The sequence below is a fragment of the Krasilnikovia sp. MM14-A1004 genome, from assembly GCF_047159485.1.
Taxonomy (GTDB): Bacteria; Actinomycetota; Actinomycetes; order Mycobacteriales; family Micromonosporaceae; genus Actinoplanes.
Genome location: NZ_AP038773.1, coordinates 1,265,256 through 1,283,152, shown reverse-complemented (window position 1 = coordinate 1,283,152; position 17,897 = coordinate 1,265,256). Strand labels below are relative to the sequence as shown.

The 17,897-nt window shown below is 72.7% G+C and carries 17 protein-coding genes; 3 read left to right on the top strand and 14 right to left on the bottom strand.

What is annotated here, in order from left to right:
* Nucleotides 1-12 precede the first annotated feature (12 nt).
* Complete coding sequence (locus tag ACMCNN_RS06005) at nucleotides 13-225, bottom strand: hypothetical protein (protein ID WP_412745168.1); 213 nt, start codon at nucleotides 223-225, stop codon at nucleotides 13-15.
* A 356-nt stretch (nucleotides 226-581) separates the two neighbouring features.
* On the opposite strand from ACMCNN_RS06005, the gene ACMCNN_RS06000 reads away from it, so the two are divergent.
* Complete coding sequence (locus ACMCNN_RS06000; protein WP_412745167.1) at nucleotides 582-1,367, top strand: S-adenosyl-l-methionine hydroxide adenosyltransferase family protein; 786 nt, start codon at nucleotides 582-584, stop codon at nucleotides 1,365-1,367.
* Nucleotides 1,368-1,404: 37 nt separating this feature from the next.
* Complete coding sequence (locus tag ACMCNN_RS05995) at nucleotides 1,405-2,208, top strand: DNA-formamidopyrimidine glycosylase family protein (RefSeq protein ID WP_412745166.1); 804 nt, start codon at nucleotides 1,405-1,407, stop codon at nucleotides 2,206-2,208.
* On the opposite strand, the gene pspM is transcribed toward ACMCNN_RS05995, so the two are convergent.
* The 6 genes from pspM to rimO form a co-directional block, all read right to left on the bottom strand.
* The gene (gene pspM, locus ACMCNN_RS05990; RefSeq protein ID WP_412745165.1) at nucleotides 2,205-2,966 is read right to left on the bottom strand and encodes a phage shock envelope stress response protein PspM; all 762 of its coding nucleotides are present in this window, start codon (nucleotides 2,964-2,966) and stop codon (nucleotides 2,205-2,207) included. The two genes, ACMCNN_RS05995 and pspM, sit on opposite strands and share 4 nt — an antisense overlap.
* A 46-nt stretch (nucleotides 2,967-3,012) precedes the next feature.
* Nucleotides 3,013-3,876 carry a PspA/IM30 family protein gene (locus ACMCNN_RS05985; RefSeq protein WP_412745164.1) on the bottom strand — a complete coding sequence of 288 codons (864 nt, stop codon included), beginning with the start codon at nucleotides 3,874-3,876 and terminating at the stop codon, nucleotides 3,013-3,015.
* 258 nt (nucleotides 3,877-4,134) lie between these two features.
* The gene (locus ACMCNN_RS05980; RefSeq protein ID WP_412745163.1) at nucleotides 4,135-4,596 is read right to left on the bottom strand and encodes a helix-turn-helix domain-containing protein; all 462 of its coding nucleotides are present in this window, start codon (nucleotides 4,594-4,596) and stop codon (nucleotides 4,135-4,137) included.
* Between the two features lie 157 nt (nucleotides 4,597-4,753).
* Complete coding sequence (locus tag ACMCNN_RS05975; RefSeq protein WP_412745162.1) at nucleotides 4,754-5,251, bottom strand: CinA family protein; 498 nt, start codon at nucleotides 5,249-5,251, stop codon at nucleotides 4,754-4,756.
* Nucleotides 5,252-5,261: 10 nt separating this feature from the next.
* Nucleotides 5,262-5,864: a CDP-diacylglycerol--glycerol-3-phosphate 3-phosphatidyltransferase gene (pgsA, locus tag ACMCNN_RS05970; RefSeq protein ID WP_412745161.1), complete on the bottom strand. Its 603-nt coding sequence runs from the start codon at nucleotides 5,862-5,864 to the stop codon at nucleotides 5,262-5,264.
* A complete protein-coding gene (rimO, locus tag ACMCNN_RS05965) occupies nucleotides 5,861-7,327 on the bottom strand; it encodes a 30S ribosomal protein S12 methylthiotransferase RimO (RefSeq protein WP_412745160.1) in 1,467 nt (488 codons plus the stop codon). The genes pgsA and rimO overlap by 4 nt, the downstream gene beginning before the upstream one ends.
* Before the next feature lie 167 nt (nucleotides 7,328-7,494).
* Between rimO and ACMCNN_RS05960 the strand changes: the two genes are divergently transcribed.
* Nucleotides 7,495-8,712: a hypothetical protein gene (locus ACMCNN_RS05960; protein WP_412745159.1), complete on the top strand. Its 1,218-nt coding sequence runs from the start codon at nucleotides 7,495-7,497 to the stop codon at nucleotides 8,710-8,712.
* On the opposite strand, the gene ACMCNN_RS05955 is transcribed toward ACMCNN_RS05960, so the two are convergent.
* From ACMCNN_RS05955 to ACMCNN_RS05925, 7 genes are all read right to left on the bottom strand, one after another.
* Nucleotides 8,698-11,253 (bottom strand): DNA translocase FtsK 4TM domain-containing protein, encoded by a 2,556-nt coding sequence (locus tag ACMCNN_RS05955; RefSeq protein ID WP_412745158.1) that lies wholly within the window; start codon nucleotides 11,251-11,253, stop codon nucleotides 8,698-8,700. The genes ACMCNN_RS05960 and ACMCNN_RS05955 overlap by 15 nt on opposite strands.
* 42 nt (nucleotides 11,254-11,295) lie before the next feature.
* Nucleotides 11,296-11,823, bottom strand: a complete 528-nt coding sequence (locus tag ACMCNN_RS05950) for a DUF2784 domain-containing protein (RefSeq protein ID WP_412745157.1) — start codon at nucleotides 11,821-11,823, stop codon at nucleotides 11,296-11,298.
* Nucleotides 11,824-12,024: 201 nt separating this feature from the next.
* The gene (locus ACMCNN_RS05945) at nucleotides 12,025-13,527 is read right to left on the bottom strand and encodes a S1 family peptidase (RefSeq protein WP_412745156.1); all 1,503 of its coding nucleotides are present in this window, start codon (nucleotides 13,525-13,527) and stop codon (nucleotides 12,025-12,027) included.
* A 113-nt stretch (nucleotides 13,528-13,640) separates the two neighbouring features.
* A complete protein-coding gene (locus ACMCNN_RS05940; RefSeq protein WP_412745155.1) occupies nucleotides 13,641-15,329 on the bottom strand; it encodes a ribonuclease J in 1,689 nt (562 codons plus the stop codon).
* Nucleotides 15,326-16,249, bottom strand: a complete 924-nt coding sequence (gene dapA, locus ACMCNN_RS05935; protein WP_412745154.1) for a 4-hydroxy-tetrahydrodipicolinate synthase — start codon at nucleotides 16,247-16,249, stop codon at nucleotides 15,326-15,328. Before dapA ends, ACMCNN_RS05940 begins: the two co-directional genes overlap by 4 nt.
* Nucleotides 16,250-16,329: 80 nt before the next feature.
* The gene (gene thyX, locus ACMCNN_RS05930; protein ID WP_412747075.1) at nucleotides 16,330-17,073 is read right to left on the bottom strand and encodes an FAD-dependent thymidylate synthase; all 744 of its coding nucleotides are present in this window, start codon (nucleotides 17,071-17,073) and stop codon (nucleotides 16,330-16,332) included.
* 184 nt (nucleotides 17,074-17,257) lie between these two features.
* A complete protein-coding gene (locus tag ACMCNN_RS05925) occupies nucleotides 17,258-17,896 on the bottom strand; it encodes a DUF2752 domain-containing protein (protein ID WP_412745153.1) in 639 nt (212 codons plus the stop codon).
* Nucleotide 17,897: the final 1 nt, after the last annotated feature.

Sequence of the window (17,897 nt, the reverse complement as noted above, 5' to 3'; positions counted from 1 at the left end):
TGCGGGGCCGGATCACATCCCGTGTGCCGCGCGCCTGCGCTGCCGCTGCTCGCGGCTCCACTGCTTGCGCGCCTCAAGGTCCCGGCGCCAGGCGTCGCGGGCTTCCTGCGTGTCGCCCTCGATCGCGTCGTCCACGGTCGCCGGACCGGCCAAGTACTTGTAGAAGGCGTTCCAGATGGGGCCGCCCTCGCCCGGGTCGCGCGGGGCTTTCCTGTGCCATGTCATGACGAATCCTCCACCGTCCGCGGCGAACTACCGCAGCTCGCCGAGGCCATCCGCATTCCTGGCGGCTTGCGCGATCAGGTGGTCGCGGGACGCCGGAGTCGCGGGAACGGTGGGCCGCGCGATCCGGGTGGCGCGCGATCAGGTGGTCGCTTCAGTGCACCGACATCGGTGCCCCACAAACGTGAAGCCTACCAAGACGGCCGGGCACCAGCCCCGGTTCGACCAGCACGCATTCCCCGGTTCGACCTGCAGGCAGCCCCCCGGTTCGGCCTGCGGGCACCGCCACGCGGAATCGCCCGCGACGCGCCCGCGGAGCCTGCTCCGCACGCACCGTGTCCCCCGACTAACGTTGGGCCATGGGCGGTTATGGATGGATCAGTCTCACGACGGACTACGGAACGTTTGACGGTTTCGTGGCCGCATGTCACGGTTCGATCGCGCGGATCGCCCCGGAGGTCCGCGTCATCGACGTGACCCATCACGTGCCCCCTGCTGACGTGACGCGGGGCGCCGCCGTCCTGGCCCAGACCGCGCCGTATCTGCCGCCGTCGGTGCACATGGCGGTGGTCGATCCGGGCGTCGGGACGGCGCGGCGCGGCATCGCGATCGGCACCGCGAACGGCGTACTCGTCGGGCCGGACAACGGCCTGCTGGTCGCGGCGGCGGAGGCGCTCGGCGGCATCGACGAGGTCGTCCAGCTCGCGAACGAGCACTGGTTCCTCGGCGACATCTCCCGCACCTTCCACGGCCGGGACATCTTCGCCCCGGCGGCGGCGCACATCGCGGCCGGGGCGATGCTGGCCGACGCGGGACCGGCCATCGATCCGGGCTCGCTCGTCCGGCTGCCGGACCCCGTCGTCGCGATCGGCGACGGCTGGCTGGAGGCGGAGGTCCTCACGGTCGACCGGTTCGGCAACGTGCAACTCGCGGCCAGCGGCACCATGCTGGCCGGCCTGGCCCCCCACCTGACCGTGTCCGGCGTACGCGCCCGGCTGGGCGCCACCTTCGCGGACGTGCAGCCGGGCGACCTCGTCGTCTTCGAGGACTCGGCGGGCCGGGTCGCGATCGCGGTCAACGGGGGCCGGGCCGTCGTGGTGCTGTCCGTACGCCCCGGCGACGTGGTCCGCATCGCGGAACGCTGAGCCGCCGCCGGCCGCCACCGACGGGCAGGATGGGGGGATGCCCGAGGGTGACACCGTCTGGAACACGGCCCGCGTACTGGAACGCGGGCTGGCCGGCGACGTGCTCACCGGTTCGGAGCTGCGGGTGCCGCAGCTGGCGGCCACCGACCTGACCGGCTGGCGGGTCGCCGCATCCGCCAGCCGTGGCAAGCACCTGCTGTTGCGGCTGGAACGCGACGGCGAGCACCGCACGTTGCACTCGCACCTGCGCATGGACGGCTCCTGGCGGGTCTACCCGCCGGGGGCGCGCTGGAGCGGCGGTCCCGCGCATCAGATCCGGGTGGTGCTGCGCACGCAGCGGTCGGTGGCGGTCGGCTATCACCTGCACGAGGTGGCGCTGTTCCCGACCGCGGACGAGCCGCGCCGGCTCGGGCACCTCGGCCCGGATCTGCTGGGCGACGACTGGGACCCGGACGAGGCGGCGCGCCGGGTAGCGGCCGCTCCGGAGATCACCATCGCCGAGGCCCTGCTGGATCAGCGGAACCTCGCAGGCGTGGGCAACCTGTACAAGTCGGAGACTCTGTTCCTGCGCGGTCTGTGGCCGTGGACGCCGGTGTCCGCGGTGCCCGACCTGACCGCCACGGTCGGGCTGGCCCAGCGCCTGGTCGCGTCGAATCGCGGCCGGTGGACACAGACGACCACCGGCTCACTGCGCCGCGGCGAAACCACCTACGTGTACGGCCGGCGCGCCCACCCGTGCCGACGGTGCGGCACCGCGATCCGGAAGGCGGAGCAGGGCGAGCGGGTCACCTACTGGTGCCCGCGCTGCCAGCCCGGCCCGACCTCGACACCAACGACCTAGACAGCGGGGCGGCGGCGCAGCTCCGACAGCCCTTCGGCGACGCCGCGCATGCGGTCGGTCGCCTCGATCAGCCGGGTCAGGGTCGGATGCCGCTCGTCAACCACCGGCTGGCCGTCCTCGGCGACGTACCCGGCCGCGGCGGCGACCAGCCGCTCGTAGGCGGTAACCCCCTCGGTGAACTGCCCGGCCAGGCTCTCGTGCGAGCCGGCCAGCGCGGGCCGCTGGTCGACCGGGCTCAGCGGGATGGCGCGCTCGACGCTGGCGACGCGCTGGCCGAGGTCGCGCAGCCAGCGCTCGGCCACCGCCGCCTCCAGCACTGCCGCCTCGCCGGGGCCGGTGAGCCGGCCGGCGAGCCCGGAGAGGGTGCCCGAGGCCCGGTCGAGGCGATCCCACGCCTGGGCGACGGCGGAGCCGCGCAGCGCGTACCGGGTGCGCTGGCGGCGCAGCTCGTGCACCATCGTGCGGCCAGCCGGGAAGCGTTCGACCGCGGCGACCAGGCGCTGACCGGCGAGCGCGGGGTCGGGCGGGGGTGGGGCGGGCAGGGCGGCGAGGGCCTTGTGGTCGCGCCAGCGCCAGCCGGCCAACGCGACAGACGAGCCCGCAGCGGCCGCCCAGAACGCGTCGGGCAGGCCGATTCCCGCGTACGGGGTGAGCACCGCCGCGGCCGCCACGAGCCCGCCGCCGAGCACGCTCCACCGTCGCGCCGAGTTGCGCAGCCGCCGTAGCCGACGGAAGTACCGGGTCCGCTCGTCCGCCATCGTCCCCTCACCCGATCCGAGTCACCGATCTGGTGCCGCGCGGCGCTCAGCCGGCGGCGCTGGTGTCCCCCCGCTTCGCGTTCATGCTGGCCCGGATCTCGTCGAGGCGGGCGACACTGGCCGGGTCGGCGGCCGGCGCGGTCTGGGCCTGCTCGACGGCGGGCTGGGCCGGGGCCGCGCCCAGCTTGTCGCCGGCCATGCTGGCCCGGATCTGCTCCAGCCGGGACGCGCCGGCGAGGTCGAGGCTCGACTTCTGCACCTCGAGCATTCGGCCCTCGACGGAATTGGCGGCCAGTTCGGCGCGGCCCATCGCGTTCGCGTACCGCTGCTCGATCTTGTCGCGGACCTCGTCCAGGGACGGGGTGTTGCCGGGGGCGGCCAGCGAGGACATCGACTCCAGCGACCGGGCGACGGTCTCCTGCATCTTGGCCTGTTCGAGCTGGCTGAGCAGGCGGGAACGCTCGGCGATGCGCTGCTGCAGCACCATCGCGTTGTTCTCCACCGCCTTGCGGGCCTGCCCGGCGGCCGACAGCGCCTGGTCGTGCAGGGTCTTCAGGTCCTCCATGGCCTGCTCGCCGGAGACCAGCTGGGTGGCCAGGGTCGTCGCGGTGGCCTCGTACTTCTGCGCCTCCGCCTCGTCACCGCCCGCCCGCGCCCGGTCCGCGAGTACGAGAGCCTGGCGGGCCATGCCCTGCAGCTTCTCGACCTCGCTCATCTGCCGGGACAGCTTCATCTCCAGCTGCCGCTGGTTACCGATGACCGCGGCGGCCTGCTGCACCAGCGCCTGGTGCTGCCGCTGGGCGTCCTCGATCGCCTGCTGGATCTGAACCTTCGGGTCGGCGTACTCATCGATCTTGGCGCCGAAGAGCGCCATGATGTAACGCCAGCCCTTGACGAACGGGTTCGCCATCTCGCGGTATCCCCTCAATGTCACCTGGTCGGACACGCCATCGACGCCGGTCTGATCCGCTGCGTGGCGCGAGCTCCATGGTGTCAGCTCGGCGCCACCGGCGTCACGTGACCTACGGGGGATCTCAGGGCCATCCCTTAGCGCTGGGGTCCCCGCTAGAAGGCTACGCGCCGCGGACCCCGGTGGCGACGCCGCGCCGCGTGCCAGGGTAGACAGCGGCGGCCCGGAGTTCCGGGCCGCCGTACAGCGTAGATCGATTCAGGCGGCGTAGATGACGTCGCGGTCGCGTTTGCGGGTGGCGCGCAGCGTGGCCTTCAATGGCGTCTCCTGGTGCACGGAGACCGACACCGTGCCGTCGCTGGCCACCTGACGCACCGCCTCGGCGGGCGCGGCCTTGACCGGCGCGGGCGAGACCGGGGCGGCCTGGATCGGCGCGACCGGGGTGGCTTCGCCGCCCTCGACCGGCACGAGCACGCCCTGCATGCCCTCGGCGAGCTCCAGGGTGCTGCTGACCTCGCGGAGCAGCTCGGACAGGCGGGCGCCCAGGGCGTCACAGATCGCGGCCAGCAGTTCGCTGGAGGCTTCCTTCTGACCGCGCTCGATCTCCGACAGATAGCCCAGGCTGACGTTGGCGGCGGTCGACACCTCACGCAGCGTGCGGTGCTGCCCCTGCCGGCGCGCCCGAAGTGCGTCACCGATCACCCGGCGTAGCAGGACCATGACACCTCCTCCTGCGGCGGGGCCGCCGGCACACGCCGGAGGCTTCCCGCAACCGTACCCGCTGCCGGCCACGCCGACATCCCGCCCCGCCGAAAACCGGGGTACCCCCTATCACGCGGTCCGTGCCGCGTCTCCGGCCGGGTCGACATTCCGCAGGTCAGGCCCGTGCCGGGTCGGAGACCGCGCGCAACGAATCGACGAGCAGACACAGCGCCGCGGTCACGCTCTCGGTCCGGACGTGCTCGCGCGGCCCGCTCAGGCGCAACTCCCGTACCGTCGAGCCGGGCGGACCGGCGACCGCGACATAGACCAGACCGACCGGCTTGCCGTCCTGTGGCTCGGGGCCCGCCACCCCGGTCGTGCCCAGGCCCCAGTCGGCGCCGCACCGCCGCCGGGCGCCCTCGGCGAGGGCGCGGGCGACGTCCGGATCGACCGGTCCGCGGTCGGCCAGCAACTCCTCGGGTACACCCGCGAGACTGTGCTTGAGATCCGTGGCGTACACCACGAGCCCGCCGCGGAACACCGAGCTGACTCCCGGGATCTCCACCACGGTCGCCGCCACGAGTCCGCCGGTCAGCGACTCGGCGGAGGCCAGCGTCTCACCCCGATCCACCAGCGCGTGCACGGCCGCGGCCGCGGCGACCCGGAGATCCACGCGGCCGAGTCTATTCGCCGCCGCCGCCCGCCGCCCGGCGCAGCCGCACCGCCTGCACGACATAATCGGCGCCGGTCACGAGCGTGACCGCCACGGCCGCACCCATCAGCCACGGGCCGACGGACACCAGCGACTCCGGCATGGGCCACAGGTACCAGGCGATGGCGGCGATCTGCAGCGCCGTCTTGACCTTGCCGCCCCGGCTGGCGGGGATCACGCCGTACCGGATGACCCACAGACGCAGCGCGGTGATGCCCCACTCGCGCGCCAGGATCAACCCGGTCACCCACCAGCTGAGCTGGTCGTACGCGGACAGCAGCACCAGGGCGGTGCCGGTCAGCGCCTTGTCCGCGATCGGGTCGGCCACCTTGCCGAACGAGGTCACCAGATGGAACCGGCGGGCGATCCACCCATCCACGAAGTCGGTCGCCGAGGCGAGGCAGAACACCAGGCAGGCCGCCATCCGCAGGCCCGGCTCTGTCATCTCGGACGCGACGACCAGCACCAGGAAGACCGGCACCAGGACGAGCCGGACCGCGGTCAGCAGGTTCGCCGCGTTGTACAGGGAGACCCGCCGCGGCGCGGCGGCGACCGGCACCGGCTCGTTCGTCACCGGGCGGCCGTCGAGGCCGTCGGGGCCGCGGAGACCATCTCGACCGGTACGGCCACCAGGTCGACGCCCTCGGTGCCGGTGACCCGGGCCCGGACGAGGTCGCCGGGGCGCAGTGCGGCCAGGTCCACCCCGGTGTCGCCGGCCACCAGCGTGGTGGAGCCGTCCACCTCGGGGGCCTGGTGTTCGGCGCGGCCCTCGATCTCCCCGTCCGCGATCGAGTCGACCAGCACCTCGACCAGCGAGCCCAGCCGTTCCTCGGCGCGCTGGGCGCACAGCTCGTCGGCGAGCGCGCTGATCCGGTCGTACCGTCGCTTGACCGTCTCGGCGCGGACCTTGCCGGGCAGGCCAGCGGCCTCGGTGCCGTCCTCGTCGCTGTAGTCGAAGACGCCGATGGCGTCGAGCCGGGCCGCGGTCAGGAAGCGAACCAGCTCCGCGACGTCCCCGCGGGTCTCGCCGGGGAAGCCGACGATGAAGTTGCTGCGCGCGCCCGCCTCGGGCGCCAGCGCCCGCGCGGTGTCGAGCAGCTCCAGGAAGCGCTGCGTCGAGCCGAAGCGGCGCATCCGGCGCAGCACCGGCTCGCTGGAGTGCTGGAAGGACAGGTCGAAGTACGCCGCGACGCCCGCAGTGGTGGCAATCGCCTCGACCAGGCCGGGGCGGGTCTCGGCGGGCTGCAGGTAGCTGGCGCGCACCCGCACGATGCCGTCGACCGCGGCGAGCTGCGGCAGCAGCTTCTCCAGCAGCCGGGGGTCGCCCAGGTCCTTGCCGTACGACGTGCTGTTCTCGCTGACCAGCACCAGTTCGCGAACCCCGGTCTTGGCCAGCCACTCGGCCTCGGCCAGCAGCTCCTGCGGGTCGCGGGAGACGAACGCCCCCCGGAACGCCGGGATCGCACAGAACGCGCACCGCCGGTCGCAGCCGCTGGCCAGCTTCAGGCTGGCCACCGGGCCGGAGTCGAGGCGGCGCCGCAGCACCTGCCGCAGGTGGGCGGGGGTGTGCTCGTCGACGGTGGCGTGGCCGGGGACGACGACCGCGGCGGCCTGCCGGTGCACGGGGGTGAGGGGCAGCAGCTCGCGCCGGTCGCGGGGCGTGTGCGCGTCGAAGCTCTCCCCGGCCAGCACCCGGTCGAGGCGGTCGGCGATGTCGGGGTAGTCGTCGAAGCCGAGCACGGCCTGCGCCTCGGGCAGGCTGTCGGCCAGCTCCCGGCCGTACCGTTCGGCCATGCAGCCGGCGGCGACGACCTTCGCCCCGGTGTCGGCGGCCGCCAGCAGGGTCTCGATCGAATCCTGCTTCGCCTTCTCCACGAAGCCGCACGTGTTGACGAGCACCACGTCGGCCTTGTCGGCGTCGGTGCTGACCTGCCAGCCACCCGCGTCGAGGCGGGCGGCCAGCTCTTCGGAGTCGACCTCGTTGCGGGCGCAGCCCAGGGTCAGCAGGGCGACGCGGCGGGCGGGAGTGGCGGACACCCCGCCAAGGTTACCGGTCGGTGGTGACCGGCCGGTTCGCCGCACGGTCAGTGCGACCGCACCGACCGGGGTGGCCGTGCCGACATCGTCCGGTAACGCCCGCGACGACCGGTGTTCAGTAAGGCCCGCTACCGTCGCCGACCGGTACGGGGCGACGAAGGAGATCGATGCTGCGGGCACAGGTACGGCGGCTGCGGGCGGTGCCGCCGGCGGAGTTGCTGCTGATCGCGATCCTGGCGGCGCTGGCGCTGGCGGTACGCCTGGTCGGGCGGCACGAGTTCACGCCGGACATGCGGATCTTCGCGGTCTGGTACGGCAAGCTCCAGGCGGCGGGGGGCCTGCGCGGGCTGGGCGAGCCGATCGGCAACTACAACGCGCCGTTCCTCTACCTGCTGGCGCTGCTGACGTACGTGCCCGGCCCGCTGGTGCTCAAGGCCAAGGCGCTGTGGCTGGTGTTCGACGCGTTGCTGGTGTTCTTCACGTACCGGATCGTGGCGCTGCGTCACCCCGGCTGGCGGATCCCGCTGCTGGCCGCGTTCGTGATGGCGTTCCTGCCCACCGTGGTGATCAACAGCTCGTTCTACGGGCAGTGCGACGCGATCTGGGGCGCCTTCGGCCTCGGCGGGGTGTACTACCTGCTGCGCGGCAAGCCGTGGTGGGGCGTGTCGCTGTGCGCGGTGGCGCTGGCCTTCAAACCGCAGGCGAGCTTCCTGTTCCCGCTGCTCGGGCTGCTGGCCCTGGCGGGACGCCTGCCGTGGCGGACGCTGCTGGCCGTCCCTGCGGTGCTGGTCCTGCTCGACCTGCCCGCGATGCTGATGGGGCGCAGCCCTGTCGACCTGCTCACCCTGTACAGCCCGGCCCGGCAGGCGTCGTGGGTGTCCGCACTGACCTCCAGCGCCGCCTCCGTGTACGCGTTCGTCCCCGTCACCACCCGGCTCGACGCGGTACGGGCACTGGGCGACGTGTTCGCGGCCGTCGTGGTCACCGGCGTCTGCTGGATCCTGGTCGCCACCCGGGCGCGGCTGGACGCGGCCCGGATCGTCACCGCGGCGGCGTTCTTCGCGATGGTGGTGCCGTGGCTGCTGCCGGGCATGCACGAGCGCTACTTCTACTTGGCGGACGTACTGACCGTGGTGCTGGCGTTCTACCGGCCCCGGCTGTGGTTCGTGCCGCTGCTGGTGCAGGTGGCGTCGCTGCTGTCGTACCTGCCGTTCCTGTTCGTGGACACCCGGCACGGCCCGTTCGTGGATCTCCGGGTCCTCGCCGCGCTGATGTTCGCGGCGCTGCTGGTCACCGGGTACGCGCTGCTGGCGGACGTGCGGACCGCCCCGCCGCTCGTCATTCCGGCGCCACGGCGCAACACAGAGGAGTTAGTCGACGCGTAGCGCGGCGAGGGTCTCCTCCAGCTCGTCCGGCTTGACCAGCACGTCGCGGGCCTTGGAACCCTCGGAGGGCCCGACGATGCCGCGGGTCTCCATGAGGTCCATGAGCCGGCCCGCCTTGGCGAAGCCGACCCGCAGCTTGCGCTGCAGCATCGAGGTGGAGCCGAACTGCGACGTGACGACCAGCTCGATCGCCTGGATCAGCACGTCCAGGTCGTCGCCGATCTCCTCGTCGATCTCCTTCTTCTTGTCCGGCGGCGGGGTGGTCACGTCCGGCCGGAATTCGGGCTCCCGCTGGTCCTTGCAGAACTTGACGACGGAGGCGATCTCCTTCTCGTCCACCCAGGCACCCTGGATGCGGATCGGCTTGGAGGCGCCCATCGGCAGGAACAGGCCGTCGCCGCGGCCGAGCAGCTTCTCCGCGCCCGGCTGGTCCAGGATGACCCGCGAGTCGGCCAGCGAACTGGTGGCGAACGCCAGCCGGGACGGCACGTTCGCCTTGATCAGGCCGGTGACCACGTCGACAGAGGGCCGCTGGGTGGCCAGCACCAGGTGGATCCCGGCGGCGCGGGCCAGCTGGGTGATGCGGACCACCGAGTCCTCGACGTCGCGCGGAGCCACCATCATGAGGTCGGCCAGCTCATCCACGATGACCAGCAGATATGGGTACGGCTTCATGACCCGTTCGCTGCCCGGCGGGGCGGTGATCTCGCCGTTGCGTACCTTGCGGTTGAAGTCGTCGATGTGCCGGACGCCGTTGGCGGCGAGGTCGTCGTAGCGCATGTCCATCTCGCGCACGACCCATTCGAGCGCGTCGGCCGCCTTCTTCGGGTTGGTCACGATCGGGGTGACCAGGTGCGGGATCCCCTCGTACGCGGTCATCTCCACCCGCTTCGGGTCGACCAGCAGCAGCCGCACCTCGTCCGGCGTGGCTCGGGTCAAAATGGACACGAGCAGAGAATTCAGGCAGGAGGACTTACCCGCGCCCGTGGCGCCCGCGATCAGGATGTGCGGCATCTTCGCCAGGTTGGCGACGACGAACCCACCCTCGATGTCCTTGCCGAGCGCCACCAGCATCGGGTGGTGGTCCGCGGTGGAGGCTCGCGAACGCAACACGTCGCCGAGGGCCACGTTCTCCGGGTCGGTGTTGGGGATCTCCACGCCGACCGCGCTCTTGCCCGGAATCGGGCTGAGGATCCGCACGTCCGGCGACTTCACCGCGTACGCGATGTTGCGCGACAGCTGGGTGATCCGCTCGACCTTGACGCCCGGGCCGACCTCGACCTCATAGCGGGTGACCGTCGGGCCGCGAGTGAAGCCGGTCACCGCCGCGTCGATGTTGAACTGGTCGAACACCCCCGTCAGCGCGGCCATGATCTCGTCGTTGGCGCGGCTGCGCGTCTTCGGCGCGGCACCCGTGCCGAGCAGCTTCGGCGGCGGCAGCCGGTAGTCGCCCTCCACGGCGGAGATGTCGAGCTGCTCGGCGCGCGTCGGCGGCACGGGCGAGTGCTCCGGCGGCTCCGGGGCCTTACGGCTCGCGGGCAGCTTCCCGCCCCGCGGCAGGGCGACCGTGTCGTGCAGGATCGGATCCTCGTCGCCGTCCGTCCCCTCCGGACCCAGCCCCAGGTCGGCCAGGGAACCCTGACGGCGCCGCGCGGGACGCCGGGTCTTGACCGGCGCTCCGTCCTCCTCATCGGACTCCGGGCCGGGCTCGGATTCCTGCGGCTCCCGCTCCGGGGCCGGGGAGCGGCCGAGGATCATGTCGGCCAGCAGCATCAGGCGTTCGGGAATGCGGCTGATCGGCGTCGCGGTGATCACCAGCAGACCGAACAGGAAGAGCAGGATCAGCAACGGTACGGCCACCCACGCGGTCACCGCGCGTTCCAGCAGGGCACCGACGCCGTAGCCGAGCAGGCCGCCCGCCTTGGTGATGCCGACGTCGTCGGCCGGTTCCCGGGCGATGTGCAGCAGGCTCGCGGTCGCCACCACCAGCGCGCCCCAGCCCACCAGGGACCGGCCGCGGTGTTCGGGGTCGGCGGGGCTGCGCATGAGGCGGACCGCCCCGTACAGCAGCAGCAGGGGAAGCAGGACGGCCAGGCCGCCGAAGAACAGGCGTACCGCGTCGGCGAGGCGGGCGCCGACCGGGCCGGCGCTGTCCGCCCACACCGCGACGCCGACGAGGATCGCGAGGCCCAGCAGCAGCAGGCCCGCGCCGTCGCGGCGGTGTTCCGGGTCGATGTCGCGGGCGGTGGCGGCCTGGCGGCCGACGCCCCGGGCGGCCCAGCCGACCCCGTGCGCCACCCCCATCCAGAGGGCGGCGAGGCCCCGGCCGACGCCGGTGGCCACGGCCGCGCCGACGCTGGGGCGGCGTGCCGTGCTGCGGGAGCGGGAGGCGGGCCTGCCCTTGCGGGCGGTGGTCTTGCGGGCGGCAGTGGTCCTGCCGGCCGCGGCCTTGCGGGTGGGCTGCGGCGTGCGCGCGGCACCGGCGCCGCGCGAGGTGGACGCGGCGCGGCCCCGGCTCGCCGGAGGAGTACGGCCCGCCATGTCAGCAACGGTAACGGGAGCGTGCAGGTGTGCCCAGCAGGCTCACCGTGACCGGTATTCACTTTCGTCACGCCCGCCCCAGCCATCGACGGAGGGCCGGACAGCCCGGCGATGGTCAGGCTGGCGGTCAGCCCGGCCGTGGTCAGCCTGGCGGTCAGCCTGGCCGTGGCCAGCCCGGCCATCCTCAGCCCGGCGGTCTGCGGATCGACGGCCGGATCGGCGGCGGGCCAGCCGGATGGCCAGTCCGACCCACGAGGTGAGCACCAGCAGCGCCACGACGATCTGGGCGGCGGCCTCGCGGCCGTGCGGGTAGAAGATCCCCGCGACATGGTTGTCCAGGAAGCCGCCCACGCGTGGCGGCTCGCCCAGGGCCTCCCGGCTGCGGTCCTCCAGCCAGGTCAGCGGGCAGCTGCCGTGGAACACCACGATGAACAACAGCCACAGCGCGCAGGCGGCGTGCAGCCAGATGGTGCGCGGCCAGCGCCAGGCGAGGAAGCCGCCGAACACCCCGTAGGCCAGGAAGGCGAAGTGCACGCCGACCGCCGCCGCGACGAGAACCCGGTAACCCACGCACCAACGGTAACCGCGGGGTCGCACCCGCTCTGAACTGCGCAAACCGCCGCTCGACAGCCCGCCCGCACGGGCGCGGACCGGCCCGCGCCGCGCCACGACGGGCCACCACCGCTGATCGGAGGTGGGGCAGCCCGGACATGGAGCTGCCCGCGTCGGACGGAGGAAGACCGGCGCGGGCAGCTGTCCCGGGGAGGTGCGTCAGTTGTTCTGGCGGTGGTGGCGGTGGTGCCGGGGCGCGCCGTTGCCCTGCTGCTGACCGGCGCCGGCCATCTGCCCACCGGCCTGCTGGCCATCGCCGGCCATCTGTCCACCGGCCTGCTGACCACCAGCCTGCTGGTCAGCTCCCTGCTGCCCCTGCTGGTTGTCACCCTGCTGGCCCTGCTGGTCAGCGCCCTGCTGGTTGCCGCCCTGCTGGTCAGCGCCCTGCTGGTTGCCGCCCTGCTGGTCAGCGCCCTGCTGGTCAGCGCCCTGCTGGTCGCCGCCGTTGGCCGGCGGGTTGGCCGCGCCGCCGCCACCGCCGCCACCGGAGCCGCCGGTCGTCACCAGCGCGACGCCGTTGCGCTGCAGGATCTCGTTCACCGGCTGGAAGAAGGTCTCGCCGCCGACCTTGCAGTCACCGGACCCGCCGGAGGTGACGCCCTGCGCCTGGTCCCCGGTGAGCCACGGGCCGCCCGAGTCGCCGCCCTCGGCGCATGCGTTGGTACGGGTCAGGCCGGTGACCGTACCCTCCGGGTAGTTGACCGTCTGGTTCTTGGCCAGGATCGTGCCGCAGTGCAGGCCGGTGGTGGAGCCGGAGCGGCACACCGAGGCGCCGACCGGAGCCTCGGCGCTACCCGCCACGGGCAGCGCGTTGCCGTTGAAGTCGTCGACGAACGGCTGAAAGGTGTCGGCGTTGTCCACCCGGACCACGCCCATGTCCGCGTTACCCGGGAAGACGGAGGCCACGGTCTCGCCGGACGCCTGCTTGTTGAGGTCGGCGGTGTCGTCGCCGCGCTTGCCGCAGTGCCCGGCGGTGATGAAGCCGCCCTGGACCGCGAAGCCGATCGAGCACCGCGCGGTGCCCCCGGCGACGCTGATGAAGTACGGCTGCGCGCCGATGACGTCGGCCAGCGGCTTGGGCCGGGCCTTGGCCGTCACGACCTTCACCGCGTCGGCGGGCAGGCCGGCCTCGGCGGCCAGCTCACGCGCCCGGTCGGCCTCGCCCGGCAGCGCCTGTACGGCGATCTTGTTCGAGGCCACGTCCACGTACCAGCCGGGCAGGGCCTGGTCCGCGCGGGTGGCGGCGGCGTCCAGTGCCTTCTTCGCGGCGTCGAGCTGGGCGGCGCTGCGGTCGACGACCTTCGCGGAAGCGCCCGCGGCGCGGGCCCGGGCCGCCATCGCCGGGTCGGTCACGGCGACGTTGAGGGTCATGCCGCCGTCGGTGAGCCAGGAACCGGCCCACGTCGACCCGGCCTCCGTACGCAGCTGGGCGGTCACCCCGCTGGCCCACTTCGCCCGCTGGACCATCGCGGTCGCCTGGCGGGCGTCGACGCCCAGGTCCCGCTTCATCGCGGCCAGCAGCTGCGGGGCCACGCGGCTCGTCGTGCGCGGCGCGGCACCGGGCGACGTGTTCGTGCCCGCCATCGACGGCAGCGTGAACGCCACCGCCGCTCCCGCTGCCGTCACCGTCGCCGCGATCGCGACGACCGTTCTCCGCTGCATCCGTAACTCCCCTCGCCTCGCGCGCCGTTGGAACGACGCCGTGACCCGAGATACGGAAGGGAGCTCGATTCGGTTGAAGAAATCAGATATTCACCGGAAACAATGCCGCTGCGTCACACCTCGACCACGGTCGGCACGATCATCGGGCGGCGCCGGTACGCGTCGTTCACCCAGCGACCCACCGTCCGGCGGACCACCTGCTGCAGCTGGTGGGTGTCCGTGATGCCGTCCTCCGCCGCCCGGTCCAGCGCGGCCGTGAGCAGCGGGAGCACCGCGTTGAACGCCTGAGGGTCCTCGGAGAAGCCCTTGGCCGCCACGGTCGGCTCGCCCACCACCTTGCCGGTGACCGAGTCGATGACCACGGTGGCCGAGATGAAGCCGCCGTCGCCGAGGATCCGGCGCTCGGTGAGCAGGGACTCGCTGACGTCGCCCACGGCGAGGCCGTCGACGTACACATAGCGGTTTTTCAGGCGGCCGACGTGGCGGGCGTGACCCTCGACGAGGTCGACGACGTCGCCGTCCTCGCACAGCACCACCCGGTCGGGCGCCACCCCTGACTCGATGCCGAGCTGGGCGTGGGCGCGCAGGTGCCGCCACTCGCCGTGCACCGGCATCAGGTTGCTCGGGCGGACCACGTTGAGCAGGTACATCAGCTCGCCGGCGGGGGCGTGACCGGAGACGTGCACCTTCGCGGTGTCCTTGTGCACGACCGTGGCGCCCGCGCGGGCCAGCTGGTTGATCACTCGGTAGACCGAGGTCTCGTTGCCGGGCACCAGCGAGCTGGCCAGCACGACGGTGTCGCCGGGCTCGATCGTGATGTGCCGGTGGTCGCCGGTGGACATGCGGCCCAGCGCGCTCATCGGCTCGCCCTGCGAACCCGTCGACATGAAGACGATCTCGTCGGGCGGCAGCGTGGTGGCCTCGTCCAGGCTGACCATGAGGCCGTCCGGGATGTGCAGCAGGCCCAGCTCACGGGCGATGCCCATGTTGCGGACCATGGAGCGGCCGATCAGCGCGACCTTGCGGTCGTATTCGTACGCGGCGTCCAGCACCTGCTGCACCCGGTGCACGTGGGAGGCGAAGCTGGCCACGATGATGCGGCCGCGCGCCTTGCCGAAGATCGCGCCGATCACCGGGCCGATGTCGCGTTCCGGGGTGACGAAGCCGGGGATCTCGGCGTTCGTGGAGTCGGAGAGCAGCAGGTCGACGCCCTCGGCGCCGAGCCGGGCGAACCCGGCCAGGTCGGTGATCCGCCCGTCCAGCGGGACCTGGTCCATCTTGAAGTCGCCGGTGTGCAGGATCAGGCCCGCCGGGGTACGCACGGCCACCGCGAGCGCGTCCGGGATGGAGTGGTTGACAGCGAAGAACTCGCACTCGAACGGCCCGAGGCGTTCGCGCCCACCCTCCTTCACTGTCAATGTGTACGGGTCCAGCCGCCGCTCGGCCAGCTTCGCCTCGACCAGCGCGAGCGTGAACTCGGAGCCGACCAGCGGAATGTCCGGCTTGTGGGCCAGCAGGTACGGCACCGCACCGATGTGATCCTCGTGACCGTGCGTGAGCACGATCGCCTGAACGTCGTCGAGCCGGTCCAGGATCGGGGTGAAGTCCGGCAGGATCAGGTCGACGCCGGGCTGCTCGACGTCGGGAAAGAGCACCCCGCAGTCGATGACCAGCAGCTTGCCGCTGTACTCGAGGACCGTCATGTTGCGGCCGATCGCGCCGAGGCCGCCCAACGGGATCACCCGCAGTGCGCCCTCCGGCAGCGGCGGAGGCGGTTCGAGTTCCTGATGCGCGTGGCTCACGCAGTTTCCTCAATGGTGTCGGGAGCGAGGGGAAGTCCGGCCGCAGCGGCGTCGGAGATCAGCTGGTCCGTCTCGGCCCGGCTGGCGTCGACCAGCGGCAGCCGGACCGGACCGGCGGGCAGGCCGCGCACGGCCAGCCCTGCCTTGACCAGGATGGTGCCCGGGGCCCGGAAGATGCCGGTGAACAGCGGAAGCAGCCGCTGATGCAGGGCCAGCGCGGTCGCGACGTCACCACGCTCGTAGGCCCGGATCATCTCCTGGCTCTGCGCGCCGGTGAAGTGCGTCGACGTGCCGACCAGCCCGACCCCGCCGACCGCGAGCAGCGGCAGGGTGGCGGCGTCGTCGCCGGAGTAGTAGGCCAGATCGGTACGGGCGAGCACCCACGAGCTGGCGGCCAGGTCGCCCTTGGCGTCCTTGACCGCGACGATCCGCTCGTGTTCGGCGATGCGGCACATCGTCTCGGTGGCGATGGCGACCCCCGCCCGGTGCGGGATGTCGTAGGCCATCACGGGCAGACCGACCGCGTCGGCCACCGCCTCGAAGTGCCGGACGATGCCGGCCTGCGGCGGCTTGTTGTAGTACGGCGTCACGACCAGCACCCCGTGCGCCCCGGCCTTCTCGGCGGCGCGGGCCAGATCGATCGTGTGGGCGGTGTTGTTCGTGCCCACGCCCGCGACCACCCGGGCCCGGTCGCCGACCGCCTCCACGACCGCCCGCAGCAGGGTGTCCTTCTCGGCGTCCGTGGTGGTCGGCGATTCGCCCGTGGTGCCGCTGATCACCAGGGCGTCGTTGCGCTGCTCGTCCACCAGGTATGCGGCCAGCTTCGCCGCGCCGTCCACGTCGAGGGAGCCGTCCGCGGCGAACGGGGTGACCATGGCCGTCAACAGCCGCCCGAAGGGGCGCGCGGGGTCGTGCGTCATACCCCCAACCTATCGGACGGCCCGGCAGGCGTGCCGGGACCTCGACCGTTGGGGGCCCTCCCCACAGGAGATGGCCGGGTTCAGCCCTGCGCGGCGTACGGGCTCGCGGCGACCTCGGAGCCGTCGGGCAGCGTGGAGATCACGAAGTCGGCGAAGACGTTCGGCGCGACCCGCTGGAGCTGCCGCAGGCACTCGATGGCCAGCTCACGGATCTCCACGTCGGCGTGCTCCGTGGCCCGCATGGCGACGAAGTGCCGCCAGGCCCGGTAGTTGCCGGAGACCACGATCCGGGTCTCTGTCGCGTTGGGCAGGATCGCCCGGGCGGCCTGACGCGCCTGCTTGCGCCGCAGCGTCGGGTTGGGCTCGTCGGCGAACCGCTGCTCCAGCCCCTCCAGCAGCTCGTTGTACGCCTGCAGGCTGGCGTCGGCGGCGGCCACGAACTTCTTGTGCAGCTCCGGGTCGTCCGCGATCACCGCGGGCTCGACCATGGCGGCCTCCCGCTCGGGCACGTACCGCTGGGACAGCTGCGAGTACGAGAAGTGGCGGTGGCGGATCAGCTCGTGCGTGAAGGAGCGGGACACCCCGGAGAAGTAGAACGACACAGTGCCGTGCTCAAGGACCGACAGGTGCCCGACCTCGAGGATGTGCGCCAGGTAGCCGGCGTTGGTGGCGGTGGCCGGGTTCGGCTTCTTCCAGGACTGGTAGCAGGCCCGGCCGGCGAACTCGGCGAGCGCCTGCCCGCCGTCGGCGTCCGTGCTCCAGGCGACGTCGTCCGGGGCCTCGAAGTGGGTCCAGGCGATGAGCTTGACCTGCGGCGAGACGATTTCCGGCACGGGGGGCGCTCCAATCAGCGGAAGGTTCCGTCAGACTCTAAACGGCGGCGTTCCAAGATCCGATTCGGGTCGACGTCCAGCGAGCCGCGCCTCACCGGTGGCCGCCCGCACCACGGAACGGCCACGGCAGTCCGGCCCCGCCGGGGAGGGCGCGGCTCGGACATGTCCGCACGGCTCAGACGTACAGCGAGGTGAAGGGTGCCCAGGGGAGGTTGCGCAGCACGGTGAAGACACCCCAGAGCGCGATGAACACGCCGAGCGCCGTGGGGCTGAGCCGCAGCTGAGGCAGGCGCCAGCCGAACAGTCGTTGCCCGGCCCACGCCACGTACATGTACAGCAGGAAGGGCACGGCGAAGACGAACAGGGCGTGGTGGCGAGCCGCCGCGGGCAGGTCGCCGTGCAGCAGATACCAGGCCGCCCGGGTGCCGCCGCAGCCCGGGCAGAGGAAGCCGGTGGTGTATTTGAGCAGGCAGGTGGGCGCGGCCCCGGCGGCCACGTCGGTGGGGTGGACCGCCAGCGTGTACCCGACCGCGCCACCCATGCAGGCCAGCACCGCGACCGGCGCCAGCCAGACCGGTGACTCGCGCCACCGGCGCTGCAGGGACCGGGTGAACCTGTCCTGCTCCGGTGCCGGGGGCGCGGCAGGGGCCACCGCCCAAGCGGGAGACCCGGCGGGGGCCGAGGTCGGGTGCCCGGCGGGGGCCGAGGTCGGGTGCGCGGTGGGGGCCGAGGCCCAGGTCCGGGGCCCGGCGGGGGCCGAATCCCCAGCGGGAGGCTCGCCCGTGGCGACCCCGGGCTCGGTCACGCTGCTCATG

Coding starts and splice junctions, on each gene's coding strand:
- ACMCNN_RS06005 (WP_412745168.1), bottom strand. CDS start 225: ATGACATGGCACAGGAAAGCCCCGCGCGACCCGGGCGAGGGCGGCCCC.
- ACMCNN_RS06000 (WP_412745167.1), top strand. CDS start 582: ATGGGCGGTTATGGATGGATCAGTCTCACGACGGACTACGGAACGTTT.
- ACMCNN_RS05995 (WP_412745166.1), top strand. CDS start 1,405: ATGCCCGAGGGTGACACCGTCTGGAACACGGCCCGCGTACTGGAACGC.
- pspM (WP_412745165.1), bottom strand. CDS start 2,966: ATGGCGGACGAGCGGACCCGGTACTTCCGTCGGCTACGGCGGCTGCGC.
- ACMCNN_RS05985 (WP_412745164.1), bottom strand. CDS start 3,876: ATGGCGAACCCGTTCGTCAAGGGCTGGCGTTACATCATGGCGCTCTTC.
- ACMCNN_RS05980 (WP_412745163.1), bottom strand. CDS start 4,596: ATGGTCCTGCTACGCCGGGTGATCGGTGACGCACTTCGGGCGCGCCGG.
- ACMCNN_RS05960 (WP_412745159.1), top strand. CDS start 7,495: ATGCTGCGGGCACAGGTACGGCGGCTGCGGGCGGTGCCGCCGGCGGAG.
- ACMCNN_RS05955 (WP_412745158.1), bottom strand. CDS start 11,253: ATGGCGGGCCGTACTCCTCCGGCGAGCCGGGGCCGCGCCGCGTCCACC.
- ACMCNN_RS05945 (WP_412745156.1), bottom strand. CDS start 13,527: ATGCAGCGGAGAACGGTCGTCGCGATCGCGGCGACGGTGACGGCAGCG.
- dapA (WP_412745154.1), bottom strand. CDS start 16,249: ATGACGCACGACCCCGCGCGCCCCTTCGGGCGGCTGTTGACGGCCATG.
- ACMCNN_RS05925 (WP_412745153.1), bottom strand. CDS start 17,896: ATGAGCAGCGTGACCGAGCCCGGGGTCGCCACGGGCGAGCCTCCCGCT.